The sequence below is a fragment of the Brachybacterium sp. AOP24-D1-21 genome (assembly GCF_052378665.1).
Classification (GTDB): domain Bacteria; phylum Actinomycetota; class Actinomycetes; order Actinomycetales; family Dermabacteraceae; genus Brachybacterium.
The window spans coordinates 2,355,026-2,377,431 of sequence record NZ_JBQSXX010000001.1 but is presented as its reverse complement, the minus strand read 5'-3'; the positions used below and the strand labels follow the sequence as shown (position 1 = coordinate 2,377,431).

Below are 22,406 nucleotides of genomic sequence, written 5' to 3'. Positions count from 1 at the left end.
CGGGGCCCTCAGCCGGCGAGCCAGGTGCCGAGGAAGCTCGGCCGGCCCACGGACTCGGTGGCGAAGCCCTGCACGGCGTCGGCGAGGCCGAAGACCTGCGGCTCCTCGAACAGCGGCAGGATATAGGCCTGCTCGGCCAGGTGCGTCTGGGCGGCGGCCGACGCCTCGGTGCGACCCTCCGCGCCCGGGGTGGAGGCGACCGCGGCCAGCAGCTCGTCCAGCTCCGGGTCGCCGATGCTGCCGTCGGGCTCGAGGTTCAGCAGGACGTTGCGGTTGTCGGAGGCGTACTGGGACTTCAGCACATCGAAGTCCGCGCGGCCCACCATCGAGTGGTACACCTGCACGGTGCCGGGCTCGGCGCGGGCGGCGTCCTGCGCGGCCTGGTCCCCGGACAGCAGGGTCACGGTGATCCCGAACTCGGCCAGCTGCTCCTGGATCAGGGTGATCACCTCGCGCGAGCGCGGCTGCGGGAGGGCCTCGTTGGCGGTGAGGGTGAGCGGGACGCCGTCCTTGGCCCGGGTGCCGTCGGGCCCGGCGACCCAGCCGGCCTCCTCGAGCAGCGAGATCGCGATCTCGGGGTCGTGGGCGTAGTGCTCGGAGGTGTCGAGGTGGCCCAGAGCCGTGGTGGCCAGCGCCCCGGTGGCCAGCGGATAGTTCGCGGTGAACAGGGTGTCCACGATCGCCTGCCGGTCGATCGCGGCGATCAGTGCCTGCCGGGTGCGGATGTCCTCGAAGAGCGGGTCGCGGAAGCGGAAGTTCAGGCCGTTGTTCACGCCGTTGGTCGCCGCGGCGTGCAGGGACAGCCCTTCGGCGGCGAACTGGGGCTCGTCCGGTGCTTCGATCTGACGGGCGAGATGGGCCTGGCCGGAGGTCACGGTGCCCACGCGCACGCTGTCCTCGGCGGCGACGATGATGTCGATCCCGTCCAGGCGCGCGCGGCCGGTGTGCTGCAGGGAGGCGGGCGCCCAGTCGTAGTCCTCACGGACGGCGAGGTTGACCTGGGTGCCGAGCTTCTCCTCGGCGATCACGAAGGGTCCCGAGCCGATGATCTCCGTCGCGTTGCCGGGGCCGAACTGCTGCCCGTCACGGTCCAGCGTGGCCGAGGAGAGCAGGCCGGAGTTGATGGTCGAGACGGCCTGGGCGAAGCCCGGCGCCGGGGCGGTGAAGTGGAAGCGCACGGTGACGGGGTCGATGACCTCGCCGCGGTCGTAGTTGTTGATCGCCTCGGAGACGGTCAGGGCGCGGGCGGCGTCACCGAGGCCGAAGAGGTCGAGGTTCTTCACCACGTTCTCGGCATCCAGCGGGCTGCCGTCGGAGTAGGTGACGCCCTCACGCAGGGTGAAGGTGTACTCGGTGGCGTCCTCGTTGACCTCGGGCAGGGCGGTGGCGATCCACGGCTCCAGCTCGAGGGTCTCCGGGTTCTGGTGCAGCAGGCGGTCGGTGACGTTGTTGACTATCCCACCGTTGGGATAGAAGCCGGCCGACGGCGGGTACAGCGTGGTCCAGGTCTGCGGCTCGAGGTAGACGAGTGTGCCGCCGCTGGCCGGTTCCCCGCCGGCCGCCGCCCCACCGCTGCTCGCACCGCACGCCGCGAGGGTGGCCAGAGCGGGCACCGAGATGCTGAGCGCGAGTACGGACCGACGGGTGAAGGACGCCATGGAGGGTCTCCTGAGGAGTGGAGCGAACACGGGGCGCGGCGGGCTGCCGCTGCCGCCAGTAGACCACGAGTCCCTAAGTTGCACTATGGGACGTTCATAGCGTGACATATGGATTACGGTCACCATCGCTCGCCCGCCGACCGAACTCGCAGGTCCCTGCGCGTACCCTGCCAGTGATCAGCACCCACCCCACCGAGGAGATCTCACCCCCCATGACCAGCATCGATCGCGCGTTCATCGATTCCCTGCCGAAGGCCGAGCTGCACCTGCACATCGAGGGGACGCTCGAGCCGGAGCTGAAGCTCGAGCTGGCTCAGCGCAACGGCGTGGATATCGGTCAGAGCACGGTCGAGCAGGTGCGGGACACCTACTCCTTCACCGATCTCACGAGCTTCCTGGCCGTCTACTATCCGGCGATGGAGGTGCTGGTCACCGAGCAGGACTTCCGCGACCTGGCCCTCGCCTACCTGCGCCGCGCGGCGGCCGACGGGGTGGTGCGTGCGGAGATCTTCTTCGATCCCCAGGCGCACACCAGCCGCGGCATCTCCTTCGCGACCGTGATCGACGGGCTGTGGTCCGCGGTGCAGGAGGCTCCGTCGCTCGGCATCGATGCCGCGCTGATCATGTGCTTCCTGCGGGATCACAGCGCCGACTCCGCCGAGGAGACCCTCGCCGCGTCGCTCCCCTACCGCGACCGGATCGTGGGCGTGGGCCTGGACTCCGATGAGCGCGGCAACCCGCCGGAGAAGTTCGCGGCGGTGTTCGCCGCCGCGAAGGACGCCGGCTACCGGCTGACGATGCACTGCGACATCGACCAGGAGCAGTCGATCCAGAACATCGCGACCGTGCTGCACACGATCGGGGTGGAGCGCATCGACCATGGCACCAACATCCTCGAGGACCCGGCGCTGGTCGCCGAGGCGAAGCAGCGCGGCATCGGTTTCACCTGCTGCCCCGTCTCGAACTCCTTCGTGACCGACCAGATGAAGGGTGCGGAGATCGCGGCCCTGCTGCGTGAGGGGCTGAAGGTCTCGATCGCTTCCGACGATCCCGCGTACTTCGGTGGCTACGTGAGCGAGAACATCGCGGTGCTCGCCGAGGCGCAGCAGCTCACCCGCGCCGAGGTGGTGCTGCTGGCACGCAACTCGCTCGAGATCAGCTGGGCGAGCGCCGAGAAGAAGGCGCAGTGGCTGCGCCAGCTCGAGGAGATCGCCGGCTGAGGACGCGCTGGGCTGAGCGGGGATGCTCTACCCCGTGGAAAGACGCTCCGCGCGGAGGTCAGGCGTGGTGCTCGTGGCCCTTGAGGACGTCGAGCGCGAGGGTGGAGTGGGCGTAGGCGCCACCGGCCCGCATCTCTGCGGCCACCCAGATCGACTCCATGATCTCCTCGTCCGTGGCACCTGCCCGGGAGGCGAGCTTGGTGTGCCCCTTGATGCAGTACGGGCACTGGGTCACGTGGGCGACGGCCACGGCGATCAGCTGCTTGGTCTTTCCGGGCAGGGCGCCGTCCTCGAAGACGGCCTTGCTGAACTCCGCGAAGGCGCTGTCGATCTTCGGGGCCAGCTCCTTGCGGCGCGCGCTGACGGCAGGGGTGGCCTGGGGATAGAGCGGATCGGTCATGTCGACTCTCCTTCGCAGGGTGCATCTTCGCGGGGCACATCGGGTCCTTCCCTGCTCACGATAGACCTGCTTCCAGGCGGTGGCGCTGGCTCGGAGATCACAGCGATGACGGGGGCCTGAGCGCATACAGTGCGGTCAGGAGCCTGCGTCGGTCAGGAGCCTGCGTCGGTCACGACCGGGCTGGCGCGCTCCGCAGGTTCGGAGAAGGTCGAGGAAGGGACGGTGCCGTGGAGGATCCCGCCGCTGCCGTCCGCGCGGTCGCCCTCACGATCCCGTCGGGCAGCGTGATGACCTACGGGGAGATCGCCTTCGCGACCGGCCTGCACCCGCGCCAGGTGGGCCGGATCGTCGGCCTCATCTCCGAGTCCATCCCCTGGTGGCGGATCCTCCGCGCTGACGGGACTCCCGCGACCTGCCACGGCGGGACCGCCCCGGCCCTGCTCGCGAAGGAGCATGTTCCCTTCCGCGGGAACCGGGTGGATCTGCGCGCGCTGCGCCAGCACCACGCCGCTCCCCCGCAGCCCCCGCAGCCCCCGCAGCACCCATCCTGAGCTTCGCCCGCCCTACAGGAGTCGCCCATGACCTCGATCCAGTCGCTCTGGCCCACCCCCGGCGCGGACCTGACCGACGAGCAGCTGCTCGAGCTCTACGCGCCGCCCGCCGGCCCCTGGCTGCGGATGAACTTCATCTCCAGCCTCGACGGGGCGGTCACCCGCGACGGGCTCTCCGGCGGGCTCGGCGACGAGGCCGATCATCGCGTCTTCGAGCTGCTGCGCCGGTGGGCGGATGTGGTCCTGCTCGGGGCCGGCACGGCGCGCGCGGAGGGCTACGGCGGGATGCGGCTGCCCGAGGAGGCGGAGCGCTGGCGGGTGGAGCAGGGCCTCGCGCCACAGCCCGTCTTCGCGCTGGTGACCCGGCGTCTGGATCTCGATTCGGCCTCACCGATCTTCACCGACGCCCCGGTCACGCCATTGATCTTCACCGTCTCCGAGGCGCCGGCGGAACGGCGGGCGGCCCTGTCCGAGGTGGCGGAGATCGTCGATGTGGGCGAGACGGTGGTGGATCCGGCCGTGGTCCGCGCGCAGCTCGAGGCGCGGGGCCACCGGCGGATCCATTCCGAGGGCGGGCCCACCCTGTTCGGGGCATTCCTCGAGGCAGGCGTCGTGGACGAGCTCTGCCTCACCCTCGCCCCGACCCTCGAGGCGGGCTCTGCCATGCGCATCACGCAGGCGCCGCAGTCGGCGCCCACGGCGATGGAACTGGCCGGCGTGCTGCGCGGCGGCGACGAGCTGCTGCTGCGATACACGAAGAGCGGCGGCGGAGATCCCGGCGCGGGTGGCGTGACGGGCTGACGTTCCTACTCGGGCAGCGGGATCTCGGGCAGGATCTGCTCGGGCTCGGGCAGCTCGAGGCTGACATCGACCGTCCAGCGTTCCTGGCGCCGGTCGTAGCGGCCGGCGATCGTGGCGTGGAGGGTCAGGTGGTGGCCGCGCTCGGCCATGCCGGCCAGCAGCGGCGCGTAACGGCTCGCGTTCTGGCGGGCGAGGAAGCCGACGTGCCGCCCCTCGATCCACACCGAGACCGCGAGGCCCGGATCGTGGGGATCGTGCGGCTCGAGGCTGAGCGCGGCGATGCGCTCGACCTTGGAGTAGGAGCCGTTCTGCGGCACGCCGTCCAGCAGGTGCGCAAAGGCGCCGGACCGAAGATGCTCACCGACCACCTCCGTCATCATCGAAGTGCGGGCCGGCGGCTCGACGCCCGTCCCGGCAGGCGCCAGCGGCACCCGCTCCCCCTCTGCCGTGCCGGCGCTCGGCACGGAGGCCGGTTGCGCGGGTGCGGTCCGGGCTGCGCGGCCGGCGCGTCGCACGTCGACTGCACGCAGCACGATGTCCACCAGCCACCAGATCCCCAGCCCGCCGAGCGTGAGGAGCTTCAGCAGGCCGCGGATCGGGTGCCCGATGTAGAACCGGTCGATGCCGAGAAAGCCGAGCAGGAGGGAGAGCACCAGCGCGGAGGTCGGGTCGTACGGCTCCGGGCGGGGCATCGGGCTCCTGAGTGCGTGGGATCGGCGGCCGACGGGGCGCCGCTGCGCGGGCGCAGCGGGAGGTCGGACAGTACCGAGCTTCCCACAGCGGCGTGGACGGGTGGAGCGCTCGACCTTGCCTCAGATCGTGATGTCGCGGCCGTCCTCGGTGCGCAGCTGGAGCACGAACCGGGAGCCCTGCGCCTCACGGATCTCGGCGACACCGTCGCCGAGGCCGAGGGCGTCGGTGGACTTCTGCTGCGGGCCGGGGTTGACCTCGATGCGCTCGAAGGAGACCAGCTCGATCGAGGGAAGGCCGCTGAGGCCCGGGTGGTCGGTGGTGCCCCAGTCGATCAGGAACGGCACACCGTAGTTGCGCGGGGCTGCGGCCTGGGTGAGCCGCCACTGGAGCTCGGTGCCGTCGGCGGTGGTGCGGGAGAGCTCCTCCACGTCGCCGGGGTCGAAGCCCGCGGCGCGGGCGCGCTCGACGACCTGGTCGATGCCCTCGGGGTGCACGGCGTAGGTGATCAGGGTGGGCTTCTTCAGCCGGTTGATGCTGAAGGTCTTCGGCAGCTCCTCGCCCTCCCGCTCGGGATCGGGGCCGATCAGCTCGATGTAGTGCGGGCGCGGCTCGCCGTTGACGGTGAGGGCCACGAGCGCGTTGGCGGTGCCGGTGGGGTGGGTGCCGCCGGGGGCGGCGGTGATGCCGGTGAGTTCGTGGAACCAGTTCACGATCTCGGCCAGGTCGGGGCCGGCGATGACGATGTGGTCGAGCAGGCGGGGAACGCTCATGAGCTCTCCTTGGGGAGGGTCGGTAGGAAGGGCCAGGATCTCGGGGTCGCCGAGGAGTGCAGGAGGCGGCGGGCTCCGCAGGAGAGGGCGCCACCATTGTTGGTACCGACGTTACCTGTTCCGTACTGCCGATCGCTCTCGCTCAGCACCCTCAAGCCCAGTGGTTGGATCGATCTCATGGTTTCTGGTGCTCGCGGCCTCCCTGCACAGTCCTTCGCAGGCTGACGAGCACTGAGATGCTCGTGCGGCCGCCGGCCGACGTGCGCGCTCACTCGCCGGAGCCGGCGCCTCCGCTCCCACTGTCCCCACCGCTCGAGCCCGCACCGTCGCCCTGCCCCGAGGGTGAGGTCGGCGGGTCGATCGGAGCCTCGTCCAGGCCGCCCGAGGTGCCGCCCTGGTCCGTCGTGGTCCCGTCGTCCTGCTCCCCGCCGGGGCCTTGGCCGGAGTCCTCCGGCACCTCGGTGGCCGGGGCCTGATCGTCGCCCTGCTCGGAGATGTCCTGTTCAGAGTCGTCCTGCTGTTCATGACCGTCGTCCGTCGAGGAGGAGTCCCCTCGCGGTGAGACCGCGTCGGAACCGGTGACCGACCGCTGGATCTGTCCCGTGCCCGGGGACAGCTCGGTGCCGGTGATCCTCTGGATGCCGAAGATCGCGCCGATGCCGATCAGTGCGATCACGGCGGCCAGCAGGGCGATCTTCACGATCCGGCGCCTGGTGGTGGAGGCATCGGAGGGTGCCTCGTCCATGCCGGCGAGCGCGCCGGGAGCGCTCTCCGCATCGTCGGGGCGGTCGCGTCGAGCGCCCGTGCGGGAGGAGTGAACACCGTTCTTCGGCGCGGAATGGGGGCGCTCGCGACCCCGGGCGGCGACTTCCTTGAGCTTTCGCGTGCTCCTGGTGACCGAGTCGGTGTAGAAGGCGAGTGCCGTGGCGGAGACCACCGAGGTGAGCGCGGCGCCGATGACGGTGCCCGCGATGCCCAGCTGGCCGCCGACGACCGTCGCGGTGGCCGCGGCCGCTCCACTGGCGATCAGACCTATCGGGGAGAGCTTCTTGATCTGCAGATCCGGTTCACCGCCCGGGCTCTGCGAGGGAGGATCCTGCGCGTCGGGCCCAGCAGCGGAAGAACGAGCGGAGTGACGCACGGGGGAAGCCATGGGTCTCATCCTGCTCGGCAGTGTCAACGTTCGCCACGGCGGTCCTCACAGTTGCCTGGGAGCAGCACAGATCCGGCCGTGGCCTGCAACGATGCCGCTGATGAAGAGCATCACAGTCGCGATGACGTCACACCTGGCCAGGGTGCGGTCCTGAGACACAATGAGCCGATGACCCACTTCTATCGGCCCTCCGAGGGGCACCGCCTGCCCCACGACCCGTTCAATGCGATCGTCGGGCCGCGTCCGATCGGCTGGATCGGCACGCTGGACGCCGAGGGTCGCCGCAATCTCGCGCCGTATTCGTTCTTCAATGCGCTGAACTACCTCCCGCCGCTCGTCGGGTTCTCCAGCAACGCCTGGAAGGACACGGTCGCCAACTGCCAGGCCACCGGCGAGTTCACCTGGAACCTGGTCACGCGCACCCTGGCCGAGCAGATGAACGCCTCCGCGACGACCGCCGGGATCGACGAGTTCGACGCCGCGGGGCTGGAGGCCGCCGCATCGAGCGAGATCGCCGCGCCACGGGTGGCGGCGTCTCCGGTGAACTTCGAATGCCGCGTCACCCAGATCATCGACCTCCAGACAGCCTCCGGGGAAGCCTCCGGCTCCTGGTTCGTGGTCGGCGAGGTTGTGGGCGTCCATCTCGAGGAGTCGCTGCTGGTCGAGGGCATCTATGACACCGCCGCGGCGCAGCCGGTGCTGCGCGCCGGCGGGCCCAGCGCGTACTTCGGGATCGACGTGGCCCAGAAGTTCGACATGCACCGGCCGGACTGAGGCTTCTTGTCAGCAGGCCTGCTCCGCGATGTTCGACCACCTCGCGCGGCAGCTGACCCTGCGAAATGTCCAGCTCTGTGGCGGAGCTGGCACCGCTCAGAATCCGCGGGCGTTCACCGGCTCGATCTTCGGAGGCGACCGGTCCGTCGGCACCATTCCAGGTAGTGCTCGAGGAGCGGCACAGCGTCCGGATGCGGGAGCCACCTGCCCACGTGATCCTGCCTCGGGGAGAGGGAGAGCCGCGCGATCTGCACCTGCCTGCGGTTCCGGAGGAGCACGAAGAACGCCGAGGACCGTCCGGGGCGCTTGGGCGGCTGCAGCGCCGCCGCCTCCTCCCACGGGATCACCTCCAGGTCGCCGGAGGCGCGATGCGCCACGATCCCCTCCTCGTGGATCACCAGCTCGGACTGCAGCATCGTGACGATCTCGTGCCTCCGCACGGCGAGAGCCATGCCGCCGCACCCCATGCCTGCGGTGCCGAGGAGCGGGAAATACACGCTGTCGATCTGGGAGCCCAGGTACACCGCCAGCACGATCAGGACGGGGGTGCATCGTGACCGCGAAGACGGCATCGGGTCCCTTCAGGGCGGCACCTGCACTCCTGCTCACTGGCGGAGCGGGGACACGGCCACCGGGTCACCGCGCTCACGGCAGCAGCGGTCGCAGGGCCTCCACGAGCGGGCCGACGCCCTGCGCGACGTGCTCCTCGAGAGGGACCGTGGGCCGTTCCTGACTCGCCCACTCCCGGAGGCAGCGCGAGGCAGCGGCGGACAAGGCGGCGCTGACCAGTCCGATCATGGCCGGATCAGCCTCGGGCACCCGCCGGATCACCCCCCGGAGGACGCGCTCGGAGGTGTCCTGGGCGATCAAGGTGGCGTAGGCGCGCAGCTCGTCCTCCCGCTCGGTCAGCCGCATCCGGGCGGCGAGCGCCGCATGCTCCTCGACCCCGTAGTGCGCGTTGACCAGCAGGCCGCGCTGGATCAGTTCCACCACCGGATGGGTGGGCCCGGAGTCCAGGGCGTGGTCGATGTCCGCCGCGCGCAGGTCGTGGTCCGCCCAGATGATGTCGCGCTTGGTGCGGAAGTAGGCGAACAGGGTGGTGCGGCTGACCCCGGCCTCGCGCGCGATGCTCACCAGCGATGTCGCCGCGTAGCCCTGCTCGAGGAAGAGCTCGAGTGCGATGTCGCGGATCTCGGCATGGCTGGTCCCGCGCGGCCGCCCCGGCCCTCGTCCGTTCATGGGGCCATTATCCGTCATCGCAGATCCGTGAACACATTTCCGAACACTGTTAGACTATTCGTGCACGGCGAGGATGCCGTCACGCTCCCGACCTCTCACCGCCGGGACCCACCATCGAAGGGAACGCCATGAAGGCTTGGCAGTACATGGGCGACCGCGCCCCCATCCAGCTCAACGAGGTGCCGGAGCCGACCCCGGGGCCCACGCAGGTGATCATCGACGTGCGCGCGGCCGGGCTGTGCCACTCGGACATCATGTACATGGAGGTGGGCGACGGCGTGATGCCCTTCCTGCCGATGACGCAGGGTCACGAGAACGCGGGCGTGATCACCGCGCTCGGTGCGGAGGTCACTGACTTCGCCGTGGGCGACGTGGTGGGCGTGTGCAGCTCCGGCGTCCAGCTGCCGACGGGCATGTTCACCCCTGGCGGCTTCGCCGATCAGCTCGCCGCCGACCACCGGGATCTGGCGCGGGTCCCGGAGGGCCTGGACCTCTCCCTCGCCGCTCTCGGCACCGACGCGGGGATGACCAGCTATCACGCCATGATCAAGGTGGGCCGGGCAAGCGCCGGCATGAAGGTCGGCGTGATCGGGTACGGGGGTCTGGGCCAGATCGGTGCCCGCGCTGCCGTGCTGGCGGGCGCCGAGGTCCACGTCGCCGAGACGAAGGAGGAGGTCTGGCCGCTCGCTCTCGAGGCCGGTGTCACCGCCTGCGTCGCGGACGCGCAGGAGTGGGTGCCCACCGGCCAGGCGATGGCGGCGGGCGACTTCGACCTGATCGTCGACTACGCCGGTTTCGAGACCACGCAGACGGCGCTGAACGCGGTCAGGCGCGGCGGAAAGGTGGTGCAGGTGGGCCTCGGCAGGCCGACCTTCACGATTGCCACCAACTCCATCCTGGGCAAGACCCTCGAGGGCTCCCTCGGCGGCACGGTCGAGGACATCGAGGAGGTCTATGACCTGATGGTCCGCGGCGAGATCACCCCGCGCTTCGAGGAGATCCCCTTCTCGGGCATCGGCGAGGGCCTCGAGAGGCTGAGGAACAACCAGGTCACCGGACGACTGGTGGCGCGCTTCGGGGACTGAGCACTCCCGCTCCGGCGTCGGCGCGGCACCACCGCGTCGGCCGCCGGAGCGTGAGCGAGGGGGCCCGCAGCCCCTGCCCCGCAGGACTGGGGTCAGGACTGGGGAAGAGTGATCCTGCCGCTGCGCACCCCGGCCACCACGCCGCCGTCGACCAGCAGATCGGTGCCGGTGACGAAGGTGGAGTCCGGGCCCAGCAGGAAGGCGGCCGCGGCGGCGATGTCGGCGGGGGTGCCCACGCGCCCGCTGCCGGAGCCGGCGATCATGGCGCGCATGCCCTCGCCGCTCTCCCCCGCCAGCTCCTCCTGGCCCATCGGAGTGGAGATCACGCCGGGGCTGATGGTGTTCACCCGCGCTCCGCGCTCACCCCAGGTGGTCGCGGCCGCATGCACCCGCAGCTGGTTCGCGCGCTTGGAGATGCTGTAGGCGACGCCGGGGTTCGCCACGGCCCCCTCCTGCAGGAACGGCAGGGACAGCAGCTCCTCCGTAGGGGTGCCCAGCAGGGCCTGCTCCATCTCCGCGGGGAAGCGGCCCACAGTGAAGGTGCCGGCCATCGAGGCGATGACGATCCCGGACCCGCCGGGGGCGACCACCTTCGCGAACTCCTCCAGGCTGACGGCCACGCCGTACAGATCCACCCGCAGGATCGCGGCGGTCGGCGCCTGCATCGGGGAGAGCCCGGCGGTGTGCACCACGCCGGTGACCGGGCCGAGCTCGGCAGCCGCGGCGGCGAGCGCGGCGACCGACTCGCGGGAGGTGACGTCGACCTTCCGGGTGGTCACTGCGAAGCCCTCGCCGCGGAGGGTCTCGGCCACGCGCTCCAGGGTGGTCTCGTCGAAGTCCGCAAGCAGCAGCTGCCTGCCCGTTCCGGACCGCCGGGCGATCGCCTCGCCCATTCCGCCGACACCTATCACTGCCAGGACATCACTCATGATCCAGCTCCTTCGCCGAGTCCGCCACCGGGCGGGAGCCACGGTGCTGGTGCATTATTGAACACTGTTCGGTCGGGAGGATGCTGGGAGGGGGTGTGGGCCTCGGGATCAAGGCGCCGGGGGCGCGCACCCGCACCGCCCGGTCGGGCGCGATGAGGAGTCTCCACACCCAGGACCGTGGCGCTCGCGGGGACATTCCGGCAGCTGTCACGACCGCGGTCGGCCCGGGGTCAGCGATGGATCGCGAGGCCGTGGCGCTGCGCCGCGAGGGCGAGCTCGCGGTCGTAGGTGGCGATCGCGGAGACGTCCGTCCCGTACAGCAGCGCGGTCGACAGGTGCAGCGCGTCCAGTGCGCACAGTCCCGCCTGCAGGGACAGGGCGTGGTCGATGATCTCATCGTCGACCGCGTCGAGCTCGACGCGGCGCAGGATCGCCGCGACGTCCTCCAGCGATCCCCCTCGGCGGTTCACTGTCGCCTGCAGCTCGACCTCTAGCAACCGTGAGGACAGCAGCTCGGCTCCATCGGCGAACAGCGCCTCGACCTCGCTGACCTCGGGCTCCCGGCTGAGCAGCTTGTACGCCGCGGAGGTGTCGAGGTAGATCACGCCCGGTCTCCGCGCATGTCCTCGAGCATCTGTTCGGTGCTCCAACCGTGCAGCGGGGTGCGGATCTCCGGAATGCCTCGCTCCGTGGCGGGGCGCAGCGCTCCGGTGGCGAGTCGGCGCGCCCGGCGATTCGAGGGCACTGGGGTCAGCTGCGCGATCGGCCGGCCGCGATCGGTCACGGTGATCTGCTCGCCGGCTTCGACGCGGGCGAGGACACGTGCGGTCTGCTGATTCAGCTCGGTCCGGGTCACGTCGGCCATGAGATCACCGTACACCCACGTACTAGTTCTAGTACACGGTGGTTGTGGATCGTCTGGTGGGAGCGCAGCCACCGCGCACTAGCCTGGTCGTCGGCCCTGTCCGGGGCCCTGGCACACAGAAGGAGTACGACGAGGCATGCAGACCACCGGAGACATGACCAGTTCCCCTCAGATCGAGGCATGGGCAGCGGCGCTGTCCCGCAGGGAGGAGGTCGCGCTCCACCGGTCGCGGCTCAAGAGCGTCCTCCTGGCACTGGTGATGCTGGTGGTCGGCCTGATCGGGCTCGCCCTCGGCCTCGCCGCCGATCTGGTGCTCGCCCTCACCGGCTGGCTGCTGGTCCTCGTCTCCATCGTCTCCGTGGTGGTGCTCGTGCGCCGGGCACTCTCGCGGCGGCCCGCCGCGGTCGTCACCGCCGAGGGCATCACGGTGGGGCGCGGCACGGCCGGTCCGATCCCGTGGTTGCAGATCACCGACGTCTCCGTGATGCGCTCGGGCGCGAGCTCCTTCGTCATCCTCGCCGTCACCGAGCAGGAGCGCCGCCGCCAGAGCGGAGACTCAGCGGGCGTCGAGCTCGATCTCGCACGAACCGAGGAGGAGTCACAGCCCGTCATGTGGCTCCCCAACGGGCTCGCGGCCGACGAGAACGAGCTGGCCATCTGGCTGACACGGGAGCTCACGGCGCGCCGGGCCTGAGATGGGCGGCCGAGCCGCCGCAGCAGCCACTCAGAGATGCGGCCACCTACAGTGGACGGCGTGATGGCGACGACCTCGACGACGGCTGAGGCTGCTGCCCGCCGCCGCACGGCGCGCCTGGCTGCGGGCGTGATCGTCGTATTCGCGCTCGGGCTGCTCCTCTGGGCCGGTCCGGATGCCGCCGCTTTCGCCGCGGAACTCGGTCTGGGCACCGACATCCCCGCCTCCGGGTGGATCGTCGCCGCTCTCGCAGCAGCCTGCTATGCGGGATACACGCTATGGGCCGTCCCGGAGATCCGTCCGGTGGCTCTCGAGGTGTCCTGGTTCCGGGCTCTCGCCGTCCCGCTGGCGCTCGGCTCCGGCCTGATCGAGGAGATGTTCTTCCGGCATCTCCTCATGTCGTGGTTCGCGGCGGTGGGCCTGGGAACGGTGCTGCAGATCATCGTCTCCGCGCTGCTCTTCGCGGCGACGCACACGATCTGGGTGGTGTTCGGGCGCAGCTGGAAGGCGGTGCTGCCGATCCTGCTGTCGACGTTCGGGCTCGGCGTGCTGATGGCGCTGGTATACCTCGCCTCCGGGAGGATCGTATTGCCCGCCGTCGCCGCTCATATCGCGATCAACCTGCTCATCGAGCCCGGTCTGCTGCTGAGTTCCGCACGCCACGCGGTTCGGCGGTGACATACCTTCGCCACCGGGACCGCGTCCACCGGGTGCTGCATACCGCGCGTGACATCCCCTCGGGGTTCCTCGACGACTGACAGTGACGCGACGTGGCGGTCCGGTCGCCGCAGCACATTGCGTCCGCCGGCGCACTGCAGCGTTCACCCATCGCCGGCGAGCAGCTCCCGCACGTCGTCGGCGGTGAGGGTGCCGTTGAAGGCCTGGTTCCCGTCGGTCAGCGCGTTGAACAGCGCGGCCTTGCGCTCCTGCAGGGCCAGCACCTTCTCCTCGATGGTGTTCTCGGCGACCATGCGGTACACCATGACGCTGCGCGTCTGCCCGATGCGGTGGGCACGGTCGACCGCCTGCGCCTCCGCGGCGGGGTTCCACCAGGGATCCAGCAGGAACACGTAGTCGGCCTCGGTGAGGGTGAGGCCGAACCCGCCGGCCTTCAGACTGATCAGGAACGCGGGCTGGTCGCCGCTGCGGAAGGAGTCGATCACGCCGGCGCGATCGCGGGTGGAGCCGTCGAGGTAGGCGTAGCGCACGCCCCGGTCCTCGAGTGCCTGGCCCACTCGCGCCAGGTGCGAGGTGAACTGGCTGAAGATGATCACCCGGTGCTGCTCGGCCAGGATCTCGTCGAGGTGCTCCAGCAGCGCGTCCAGCTTCGAGGAAGGGACCTTCGCGTGCTCCTCGGCGACGATCGCCGGGTCCAGCGCCAGCATCCGCAGCAGTGTGAGGGAGCGGAACACGACGAACCGGTTCCGGTCCATGTCCTCCAGCAGGCGCAGCATCTTCTGCCGTTCGCGCTGCAGCACGCGATCGTACAGCCGCCGATGGGCGGGCTGCAGGGGGACCCTCACCACCTGCTCCTGCTTCGGGGGCAGGTCCGACGCCACCGCGTCCTTGCCGCGGCGCAGCATGAACGGGCGGATCCGTCGCCGGAGCCGGCCCATGCGTTCCTCGGAAAGCCGGCGTTCCTCCTCATCGGACTCGGCACGCTCGATGGGCGTGAGGTATTCCTGCCGGAAGCGCTGCCAGGATGGGAACAGGCCCTGCGCGGTGAGGGACAGGATCGCCCAGACGTCCGACAGCGAGTTCTCCATCGGGGTGCCGGTGATCGCCAGGCGGAATGGGGCGCGGATGCGGCGGGCAGCCCGGTGCGCCTTGGTCGCGCGGTTCTTGACGAACTGCGCCTCGTCCAGGATCAGGCCGTCCCAGTCCGGAGCGGTGTAGTCCTCCTCGTTGATCCGCAGCAGGGTGTAGCTGGTGACGACGACGTCCGCGCCGGCTGCGGCCTCGGCGACCGTGCTGCCGCGTCGAGCGGTGGTCGAGTCCAGGATGCGCACGTCCAGCTGCGGGGCGAACCGTTCGGCCTCGGACTTCCACACCGACAGCACCGAGGAGGGCGCGATGACCAGGAACGGTGGCGCGTCAGGGCGGAGGGTGCGGGCGCGCATGATCAGGGCGAGGGTCTGCAGGGTCTTGCCCAGTCCCATGTCGTCGGCGAGGATTCCGCCCAGATGGTGGTCGTAGAGGAAGGACAGCCACGCGAAACCCTCGTGCTGGTAGGGGCGCAGCGTCGCCTGCAGTCCTGCCGGCACTTCCGGCACCGGGATCTGCTCGAGGGCTCTGAGGGCGCCGACGCTCTCGCGCCACGCCGTGGTGTCGAGTGTTTCGTCGGCAAGATCCTCGAGCTCGTCCCACAGGCTCACCTGGTACCGGCTGATGCGCTGGGAGTCGGGCTCCCAGTCGTCCATCGTCCCGGCCTCCTGGATCAGCGTCCGGAGCCGGTCGAAGGTGGGATGGTCCAGCTGGAAGTAGGTGCCGTCGGGAAGCAGCACGGAGGGCTCCTCCCGGGTCAGGGCGGTGAAGACAGCGGTGAAGGGCACCGGGTGGCCGCCGATGGTGACCTCGAACCCGAGGTCGAACCAGTCGTTGTCCTGCGGGTCCGTGGATTCGGTCTGGGAGATGCGCAGCGACGGATCTCCCCGCAGCTCGGCGTAGCGCGGTCGGGTTCCGATTTCGCGGACGTCGACGTGCTCGAGCGTCTGCAGCGCGGGCAGCACCTGGTCGACGAAGGCAGCGGCATCGACACCGGCGAGCTGCTGCTGGGCCCGGGTGGCCGCGTCCTCCCAGTGCTCGCGCACGGACTCCAGCACCGCGCCCTCATGGACGGCGTCGCGCGGCCCGCTCAGCTCGCGGCTGAGGGGGGCTCTTCGGCGGGGAGCATCGTAGGCCCATGCCCAGTGCAGCTCGGCCCGGTCCTCGGACAGGTGCCGCACCTCCAGCTCGAGACGCGCCGGGGCCGGCTCTGGGAACTCGACCGAGGCGTCCGTGCTGGTCACCTCGATGACGGAGCGGAGCTGCGGGGCGACGTCGCGAAGGAATTCCTCGGCATCGGGTGCCGGGATCCGCAGCGTGTCCTCGTGCTCCAGCAGCCGGCGCACGGTCTCGGGTATGGGCTTCGCGGCGGGATGGAGCACCACCTGCACGCTGGTGGCGCGGGGAGCCGTCCTGACGTCGATGAACCCGCCGGGGCCGGCGGGGCGCAGATCGGTGCGGGGCACGCCGTCGATCTCGGCCATCGCGGAGACGAGGAGATCACCGCCGTCGGCCTGGACCTCGAGGTGCACGTGGGCCGGGTCCTGCCAGGTGACGTCCGCGATGATTCCCATGCCGACCAGCGGAACCCCTGCGCGGACTGCCTGACCGAGCAGCTCCCAGCCGTCGCGGGAGCGCAGATCGTCCAGGAGCAGCCGCTCGTCGGAGTAGCCGCCGTACGGCTGGTCGAGGGCTGCTGCCCGCGCGAGCCGGCCCAGCAGCTCGGCGTGTTCCGCGGGGTACTCGGAGTGGGCGGTCGGGTACTGGGAGGTCGAGTACTGGAAGGCGCTCCAGGACAGGCCGCCTTTGATCCATGGCTTCGCGGTCCCCGCGCGCAGGGGCAGCAGCCCGACGCTGAGCAGTGCCCCCTTCTCCACACTCGCGGTCGTCGCGGGGACCGAGGAGTACCGCGAGACGGCGTGCCCGCGCGCGCCGGCCCGGAGCTCGACCCCGAGCGCCAACGCCGTGGTCTCACGGCTCGTGGCGACATCGATCAGCGGTGCCAGGGTGCGGCGCCACGGTGCAGGGGATGGTGGCGGCGAGATCTCGCGGGATCGCGGTGCGCGCGGTGCGTGATCGAGAGCGTCGTCGAGAGCGTCGCCGAGACCGTCGTCGGAAGCGCGCAGCAGCCCACTGCGCATCGCCTCGGTGGTCACGGTGTACATGAGAGCCGCGGCGTGCTTGCAGGCCGTGCCCACCGGGCAGTTGCACCACGAGTCGACCGGCTCTCGGGCCGTCAGCCCCAGCGACATCGAGGGGCCCGCCGTTGCGGTCCGAGCGCGGTTCTCCCGCAGGGTGACCTGGGTGCGGTACGGCTGAGCGCGGGTCCCGCGCACCTCGCCCTCCAGGGTGAGCGTGCCTGCCCGGGTGGAGGTGGCGGACTCCTCCCAGGCCACCCTCCCGACGGCGCCCGAGCGGCTGTAGCGCTTGCCCCGCTGGGCGGCGGTCGTTCCGGTGAAGCGGATGATGTCCTGCTCGCTCACATACGGCAGGGAGGAATCAGCGCTCATAGCAGCATGGTGGCACGGAGGGCGGGCATCGGGGCAGCCAGTCGGATCGGACTGTCACCTGATCGTGCGGCAGTCCCGATCGTGCTGGACAAGCTGGAGAAGACTCGGGTGAAGTATCCCGCCTCACCGGGCTGACACGAGATTCTGCGAGTCAGGGCGGCCCACGCGCCATCCCGAGACGCACCCCGTGCACGCCGAAGCGGGGGCACCCATCGGTCAGTGGATGCCCCCGCTTTCACGCTGCCGATCTAGCAGTGATACCTCCAGGTCAGAACGGCACCCCGCACCGCACGATCACGTTCGCGTACGGGGTGGTCTCCCCCGTGCGCACCACGAACCGTGCCTGACCGGTCAGCTGCTTGAACTCCTCATGCGGCACCGTCTCGGCGCCCGGGAGGCGGGCATCGAACAGCGCACCGGCCGGCGAGCCCGCTGCCTCGGTGGCGATGACCGCGCCTTCCACCTCGATCTCGGCGAGGATCGCATCCAGCACCTCGGCGAAGCCGGGCACGCCGAGGGTCACCGCGAGGTCCACGCGCGCCACCCCGGGCGGCACGGGCAGGCCCGCGTCACCGATCACGAAGGTGTCGGTATGGCCCAGGCGGGCCAGGTGCGCGGACAGCTCGGGGTGGAGGATCCCGCCGCGCTTCATGCGTTCACCTCCGCGAGCGGGGGCAGCTCGTCGCCGGTGCTGGGGTAGCTGGGCTGGGCGCCGTTGCCGGTCGCCGCGTACGCCCCCACCTGGGAGGCGAGGCGGGCAGCGGCCAGGAGGGACTCGCCCCGGGCGAGGCCCACGGCGAGCGCACCGATGAACGCGTCGCCGGCGCCGGTGGTATCCACCGCGGTGACCGGGGCAGCGGGGATGCGGTGGAGTCCGTCGGCGTCAGCCACCAGGGAGCCCTGTGCCCCCAGGGTGAGGACCATCGAGGCGATCCCTGCGTCGCGGAGTGCGGCGACGATCTGCTCCGGGTCCCCCGTCCCGTCGGCACCAGGAGTGAGCTGCGCGAGGACCAGGGCGGCCTCGTGCTCGTTGACCACCAGTGGGTTCGAGGCGCGAAGCACCGCGGGGTCGAGCTCCATGACCGGGGCGGGGTTGTGCAGGAACCGTCCGGTGACCAGGGCCGGCAGGGCCTCGATCCCGTCGCGCGGGATCTCGCCCTGGCACACCACGATCGCGGAGGCCTCGAGCACCTTCTTCGCCGACGCCACCTGGGCGGCGTCCACCGACGCATTGGCGCCGGCGATCACCACGATGGAGTTCTCACCGTCTTCCGCCACGGTGACGATGGCCAGGCCCGTCGGCCCCTCGACCTTGCGCACGCCGGTCAGGTCCACCCCGGCGGCGCGCAGACCGGTCAGACCCACCTGGGCCTGGGCGTCGGTGCCGACCGCGCCGATCATCCGCACGTCCCCGCCCAGCTTGGCGGCGGCGACGGCCTGGTTCGCGCCCTTGCCGCCGGGCAGCATCTGCCCGCCGGTGCCGTGGAGGGTCTCCCCCGGCAGCGGGTGCCTGCGCACCTGGGCGATGAGGTCGACGTTGATCGAGCCGACCACCGTGATCACGCCGGCCGGGCTCACTCGTCGTCGTGAGGGCGACCGTGCGGGTCGGGCTCGGACCGCAGCTGGTCCGCGACCTCCTCCTCCGGGCGGGGCGCCATCGACTGGTCCTCCTCGAGGGTGGGGATCGGCGGCTCGCCGGTCTCAGGGACGGGCTCTTCGGCGGGCTGCTGGGTTCGATCGGTCATGACGAGGCCTTTCATGCTGTGGTCGAGCCAGGATACGCATGGCCGTTCATCGGTCGGCCCCGTCTGGGATGATCAGGGGGACGTCCGATGGACTGCACGGAAGGGGTGGCTGTGGGGCTGCGTGATCGTCTTCGCCAGCGCTCGTCGTCGCAGCTCGGTGCCGACTCCCCGTCCCTTGCCTCCGCGGCGCGTTTCGCCGTGCTCGATGTGGAGACCACCGGGCTGGACCCCTCGCGGGAGAGGATCCTCGAGATCGCGATCGTGCACACCGATGTGCACGGACGGGAGCTTCACCGCTGGAGCACGCGGATCAACCCCGGCATTCCCGTGCGTGCCACCCACATCCATGGGATCACCGACGCGGATGTCGCCGGCGCACCCCGCTTCGCGGATCTCGCGGTCACGATCGGGATCGCTCTGCAGGGCTTCGTGGTCGTCGCGCACAATGCCGAGTTCGACGTGGAGTTCCTGCGCGCGGAGTTCGCCCGTGCCGGGATGCCGATGCCGCGCTTCTCCACCTACTGCACCCTGCAGGGCAGCACGCTGTACCTGCCTCAGCTGCGGCGACGCACTCTCGCCGAGTGCTGCGCGGCGCTGGGCGTGCCCCATCAGCAGGCGCATTCGGCGCTCGGGGATGCGGCGGCGACGGCAGGGCTGCTCGAGCGATTTCTGGCGCTGGATGCGCAGACCGGCTACGACGCCCCGCTCACGGCGACGCGGGCACTGCGTGCGGCAGCCCCCGCAGAGCAGCGCGACAGCCGGCTGACGAACCAGAATCCGCCCGGAACGGGTCGTCAGCTGGCTGTCGACGTGCCAGCGTCCGCGGCAAGTGGTGCGCCGTCCCCCGCTGCGGCGGTGGCACCCGTTCCGGTGCCGGCGGGCGACGCTCGCCCCGTTGACCTCTCCCCCACCGCGATCAGGGCCTGGGCCCGCTCACAGGGCATCGCCGTCGGTGATCGCGGGCGGATCAAGGCCGAGCTGGCCGCGCAGTACCGTGCCGCGATGGGCGTGAGCGGCGCCGCCCCCGCGGCGGTGGGCCCGGCGGCGGCTTCGGCGGCTGCGGCTCCGGCGGCGGCCCCGGCGGAGCAGCGCAACAGCCCGCTGGCGAACCAAGAATCGCAGAAATTGGGTCGTCAGCTGGCTGTTGACGTGCCGGCGTCCGCGGCAGTTGACACGCCGGGCCCCGCTGCGGCGCCGGCACCGCCCGCTGCCGCCGCGCCGCTCACCATCACCGAGGACTTCCGGGCGGCGCTGGACCACCTGCACGCCGGCCATCACCTGTTCCTCACCGGCAAGGCGGGCACGGGCAAGTCCACGCTGATCCGCCACTATCTCGAGCACACCGAGCGGTCCACGATCACGGTCGCCCCCACGGGGATCGCGGCGCTGAACGTGGACGGGTACACGATCCATCGCCTGTTCTCGTTCCCGCTCGGCGTCACCGAGGAGACGGTGCGCGGTCCCGGCTACTACCCGGGCCGCTTCGCGAAGGCGCTGAAGAACCTGGACACGCTGATCATCGATGAGGCGTCGATGGTGAGGGCGGATCTGTTCGACGCGCTCACCGCCGCGCTGGAGCTCTACGGGCCCCGGCCCGGCACACCCTTCGGCGGGGTGCAGCTGGTGCTGGTGGGGGACCTGTACCAGCTGCCGCCGGTGGTCACCGATCAGGAGGCGGGCTGGATCGAGGAGCGCTTCGGCACCCCGTTCTTCTTCTCCGCCCGCTCCTTCGACACCGAGACGTTCCCGGTGGTGGAGCTGTCCACGGTGTTCCGTCAGCAGGGCGATGACGCGCTCGTGCACCTGCTGAACGCGGTGCGGGAGGGGACGCTGCTGGAGGATGCGCGGGCGGAGCTGAACCTGCGCACCGACGCCGAGTTCGAGCCTGCGCTGGATGAGTTCTGGCTGACACTCGCGACCACCAACCGGATCGTCGGCGCGCGGAACAGGCAGATGCTGGAGCGGCTGCCGGATCCGGCACTCACGTTCACCGCCCGCCTCACCGGCAGCACCGACGGGTTCGAGCATCCCACCGAGGAGACGCTGCGGATCGCGGTGGGCGCGCAGGTCATGCTGCTGAACAATGACCCGTCGGACCGCTGGGTCAACGGCACCCTGGGCCGCATCACGGCGATCGGTGCTGATGAGGACGGGCCCGTGGTCACGGTGCTGCTGCGCGACGGCCGCACCGAGCACGTGCGCGAGCACACCTGGGAGATCACCCGGCCGAGCGTCGAGGGCGGCTCGCTGGTGCACGAGATCGTGGGCACGTTCACGCAGCTGCCGATGAAGCTGGCGTGGGCGATCACGATCCACAAGTCCCAGGGGCAGACCCTGGACCGGGTGGTCGTGGACCTCACCGGAGGCACCTTCGCGAACGGTCAGCTGTATGTGGCGCTGTCGCGCTGCACGAGCCTCGAGGGGCTGGTGCTGAAGCGCGAGGTGCTTCCGCGGGATCTGAAGACGGATCAGCGGGTTCGCCGCTATCTCGCCACCGGCGCCGCGGCGACGGACACGCTCGGCGAGGCGTACCTGTCGGTGCTGACGGTGGGCACCGTCGGAGATCGGTGGCGGCCCCGGCCGGTGGAGATCGCGGTGGTCACCGACGACGGCGACGAGATCTCCACCGTCATCAACCCCACCTCGGATCTGTTCTCCGCGCGGGACGAGTTCGGGCTCACCACGCGGGACGTGCAGCTTGCGCCGCTGCTGGCCGAGGCGTGGCCGGCGCTGTCGGCGCTGCTGGCCGGCCGGGTGCCCGTGGGTGTCGGGGTGGATCGTCAGCTCGCGCACGTCGATTTCGAGCTGAAGCGCAACGGGATCGTGGAGCCGGTGCCGCTGGGGATCGAGGTGCCGGAGCGTCTGCTGACTGCCGAGGAGCGTCGGCGGCTCGCGGCGCCGACGGCGCTCGAACGGGCCCGCGCGATCCGGGATGCGGCCCGCCGGGTGCGGGCCGACGGCGGCGAGCTGCCGGGCACCGGGATGGCATTCCGACAGGTCGCGAGCGGGCACGGGTACCTGCTCGCCCGCACGTCCGGGACCTCCGGCACGACGGCGCCGACGGCCTTCGTGGTGGGCGGCAACCTGGGCGCGGAGGACGATTCCGCCGCGATGCTCGCGCGTCTTCTCGAGCTGACCTGGCAGCGGGTGCTCTCCCCCGACGCCGAGGTGGTGGAGCGTCTGCGCGCGGTCGAGCAGCACTTCGGGGTGAGTGTGCTGCCGGAGGGCTTCGAGGCCGACGGGCCCGTGCTCGCGGCCGACGTGCTGGTGCCGGGCGCGAAGGTGTGCTTCTCCGGCACCGTCCACTCCCCGCGGCACGGCTGGCTCGAGAAGGAGGAGCTGCACGCCATGGCCGAGGCGCGCGGGCTCGTGGCCGTCCCGAACCTGACGAAGGTGCGCACCGATGTGCTGGTGGTGGCCGAGGCAGGGTCGCAGTCCACGAAAGCGAAGAACGCGGCGCGGTGGGGCAAGCCGATGCTGACGGCGGAGGAGTTCCTGGAGTGGGTGGGGTAGGTGCGATCAGCACAAAGAAGTACGCCCTGAGGCACCGCCTGC

At 70.8% G+C, this 22,406-nt stretch carries 22 protein-coding genes; 8 read left to right on the top strand and 14 right to left on the bottom strand.

Translation table 11 applies throughout. The features are described from left to right. Window positions 1-8 precede the first annotated feature (8 nt). Window positions 9-1,658: a TIGR04028 family ABC transporter substrate-binding protein gene (locus ACT3UF_RS10600; protein WP_441443773.1), complete on the bottom strand. Its 1,650-nt coding sequence runs from the start codon at window positions 1,656-1,658 to the stop codon at window positions 9-11. A gap of 212 nt (window positions 1,659-1,870) precedes the next feature. Here ACT3UF_RS10600 and add point away from each other — a divergent pair, with 212 nt between their 5' ends. Beyond that, window positions 1,871-2,878 (top strand): adenosine deaminase, encoded by a 1,008-nt coding sequence (gene add / locus ACT3UF_RS10595; protein ID WP_441443772.1) that lies wholly within the window; start codon window positions 1,871-1,873, stop codon window positions 2,876-2,878. A gap of 58 nt (window positions 2,879-2,936) precedes the next feature. Here add and ACT3UF_RS10590 read toward each other — a convergent pair whose 3' ends face one another. After that, window positions 2,937-3,278: a carboxymuconolactone decarboxylase family protein gene (locus tag ACT3UF_RS10590; RefSeq protein WP_441443771.1), complete on the bottom strand. Its 342-nt coding sequence runs from the start codon at window positions 3,276-3,278 to the stop codon at window positions 2,937-2,939. A gap of 227 nt (window positions 3,279-3,505) precedes the next feature. Between ACT3UF_RS10590 and ACT3UF_RS10585 the strand changes: the two genes are divergently transcribed. Beyond that, window positions 3,506-3,829, top strand: coding sequence for an MGMT family protein (locus tag ACT3UF_RS10585; protein WP_441443770.1), 324 nt, complete (start codon window positions 3,506-3,508; stop codon window positions 3,827-3,829). A 27-nt stretch (window positions 3,830-3,856) separates the two neighbouring features. After that, window positions 3,857-4,630 (top strand): pyrimidine reductase family protein, encoded by a 774-nt coding sequence (locus tag ACT3UF_RS10580; RefSeq protein ID WP_442332236.1) that lies wholly within the window; start codon window positions 3,857-3,859, stop codon window positions 4,628-4,630. A gap of 5 nt (window positions 4,631-4,635) precedes the next feature. Here ACT3UF_RS10580 and ACT3UF_RS10575 read toward each other — a convergent pair whose 3' ends face one another. The 3 genes from ACT3UF_RS10575 to ACT3UF_RS10565 all read right to left on the bottom strand — a co-directional run bounded on the left by ACT3UF_RS10575 (window position 4,636) and on the right by ACT3UF_RS10565 (window position 7,246). After that, window positions 4,636-5,322, bottom strand: coding sequence for an NINE protein (locus ACT3UF_RS10575; protein WP_441443768.1), 687 nt, complete (start codon window positions 5,320-5,322; stop codon window positions 4,636-4,638). 120 nt (window positions 5,323-5,442) lie between these two features. Beyond that, the gene (locus ACT3UF_RS10570) at window positions 5,443-6,093 is read right to left on the bottom strand and encodes a VOC family protein (protein WP_442332238.1); all 651 of its coding nucleotides are present in this window, start codon (window positions 6,091-6,093) and stop codon (window positions 5,443-5,445) included. A gap of 268 nt (window positions 6,094-6,361) precedes the next feature. Beyond that, window positions 6,362-7,246, bottom strand: a complete 885-nt coding sequence (locus ACT3UF_RS10565) for a hypothetical protein (protein ID WP_442332239.1) — start codon at window positions 7,244-7,246, stop codon at window positions 6,362-6,364. A 168-nt stretch (window positions 7,247-7,414) separates the two neighbouring features. Here ACT3UF_RS10565 and ACT3UF_RS10560 point away from each other — a divergent pair, with 168 nt between their 5' ends. Then, window positions 7,415-8,020 carry a flavin reductase family protein gene (locus ACT3UF_RS10560; RefSeq protein WP_442332240.1) on the top strand — a complete coding sequence of 202 codons (606 nt, stop codon included), beginning with the start codon at window positions 7,415-7,417 and terminating at the stop codon, window positions 8,018-8,020. Between the two features lie 113 nt (window positions 8,021-8,133). Here ACT3UF_RS10560 and ACT3UF_RS10555 read toward each other — a convergent pair whose 3' ends face one another. Both ACT3UF_RS10555 and ACT3UF_RS10550 read right to left on the bottom strand, forming a co-directional pair. Continuing rightward, window positions 8,134-8,592: a hypothetical protein gene (locus tag ACT3UF_RS10555; protein WP_442332241.1), complete on the bottom strand. Its 459-nt coding sequence runs from the start codon at window positions 8,590-8,592 to the stop codon at window positions 8,134-8,136. Between the two features lie 73 nt (window positions 8,593-8,665). Continuing rightward, on the bottom strand, window positions 8,666-9,259 hold the full coding sequence (locus ACT3UF_RS10550) for a TetR/AcrR family transcriptional regulator (protein ID WP_441443763.1): 594 nt from the start codon (window positions 9,257-9,259) through the stop codon (window positions 8,666-8,668). 128 nt (window positions 9,260-9,387) lie between these two features. On the opposite strand from ACT3UF_RS10550, the gene ACT3UF_RS10545 reads away from it, so the two are divergent. Then, window positions 9,388-10,344 carry a zinc-binding dehydrogenase gene (locus ACT3UF_RS10545; protein WP_444608320.1) on the top strand — a complete coding sequence of 319 codons (957 nt, stop codon included), beginning with the start codon at window positions 9,388-9,390 and terminating at the stop codon, window positions 10,342-10,344. Window positions 10,345-10,436: 92 nt separating this feature from the next. On the opposite strand, the gene ACT3UF_RS10540 is transcribed toward ACT3UF_RS10545, so the two are convergent. From ACT3UF_RS10540 to ACT3UF_RS10530, 3 genes are all read right to left on the bottom strand, one after another. Beyond that, window positions 10,437-11,273 (bottom strand): SDR family oxidoreductase, encoded by an 837-nt coding sequence (locus ACT3UF_RS10540; protein WP_441443761.1) that lies wholly within the window; start codon window positions 11,271-11,273, stop codon window positions 10,437-10,439. A gap of 230 nt (window positions 11,274-11,503) precedes the next feature. Continuing rightward, on the bottom strand, window positions 11,504-11,878 hold the full coding sequence (locus ACT3UF_RS10535) for a type II toxin-antitoxin system VapC family toxin (protein ID WP_444601251.1): 375 nt from the start codon (window positions 11,876-11,878) through the stop codon (window positions 11,504-11,506). Continuing rightward, complete coding sequence (locus tag ACT3UF_RS10530; RefSeq protein ID WP_441443759.1) at window positions 11,875-12,138, bottom strand: type II toxin-antitoxin system Phd/YefM family antitoxin; 264 nt, start codon at window positions 12,136-12,138, stop codon at window positions 11,875-11,877. Before ACT3UF_RS10530 ends, ACT3UF_RS10535 begins: the two co-directional genes overlap by 4 nt. A 136-nt stretch (window positions 12,139-12,274) precedes the next feature. On the opposite strand from ACT3UF_RS10530, the gene ACT3UF_RS10525 reads away from it, so the two are divergent. Further along, a complete protein-coding gene (locus ACT3UF_RS10525) occupies window positions 12,275-12,832 on the top strand; it encodes an STM3941 family protein (protein WP_444601252.1) in 558 nt (185 codons plus the stop codon). A gap of 63 nt (window positions 12,833-12,895) precedes the next feature. After that, a complete protein-coding gene (locus ACT3UF_RS10520) occupies window positions 12,896-13,510 on the top strand; it encodes a CPBP family intramembrane glutamic endopeptidase (protein ID WP_441443821.1) in 615 nt (204 codons plus the stop codon). A gap of 143 nt (window positions 13,511-13,653) precedes the next feature. On the opposite strand, the gene ACT3UF_RS10515 is transcribed toward ACT3UF_RS10520, so the two are convergent. The 4 genes from ACT3UF_RS10515 to ACT3UF_RS10500 all read right to left on the bottom strand — a co-directional run bounded on the left by ACT3UF_RS10515 (window position 13,654) and on the right by ACT3UF_RS10500 (window position 18,851). Then, window positions 13,654-17,106 (bottom strand): DEAD/DEAH box helicase, encoded by a 3,453-nt coding sequence (locus tag ACT3UF_RS10515; RefSeq protein WP_444608319.1) that lies wholly within the window; start codon window positions 17,104-17,106, stop codon window positions 13,654-13,656. Between the two features lie 268 nt (window positions 17,107-17,374). Next, on the bottom strand, window positions 17,375-17,758 hold the full coding sequence (gene rbsD / locus ACT3UF_RS10510; protein WP_444608318.1) for a D-ribose pyranase: 384 nt from the start codon (window positions 17,756-17,758) through the stop codon (window positions 17,375-17,377). After that, window positions 17,755-18,684 carry a ribokinase gene (locus ACT3UF_RS10505; protein ID WP_444502431.1) on the bottom strand — a complete coding sequence of 310 codons (930 nt, stop codon included), beginning with the start codon at window positions 18,682-18,684 and terminating at the stop codon, window positions 17,755-17,757. Before ACT3UF_RS10505 ends, rbsD begins: the two co-directional genes overlap by 4 nt. Beyond that, window positions 18,681-18,851, bottom strand: coding sequence for a hypothetical protein (locus tag ACT3UF_RS10500; RefSeq protein ID WP_444502430.1), 171 nt, complete (start codon window positions 18,849-18,851; stop codon window positions 18,681-18,683). Before ACT3UF_RS10500 ends, ACT3UF_RS10505 begins: the two co-directional genes overlap by 4 nt. Before the next feature lie 87 nt (window positions 18,852-18,938). Here ACT3UF_RS10500 and ACT3UF_RS10495 point away from each other — a divergent pair, with 87 nt between their 5' ends. After that, entirely contained in the window at window positions 18,939-22,364 is a 3,426-nt protein-coding gene (locus ACT3UF_RS10495) for an exonuclease domain-containing protein (RefSeq protein ID WP_444608317.1), read from the top strand. The last annotated feature ends 42 nt before the right edge of the window (window positions 22,365-22,406 follow it).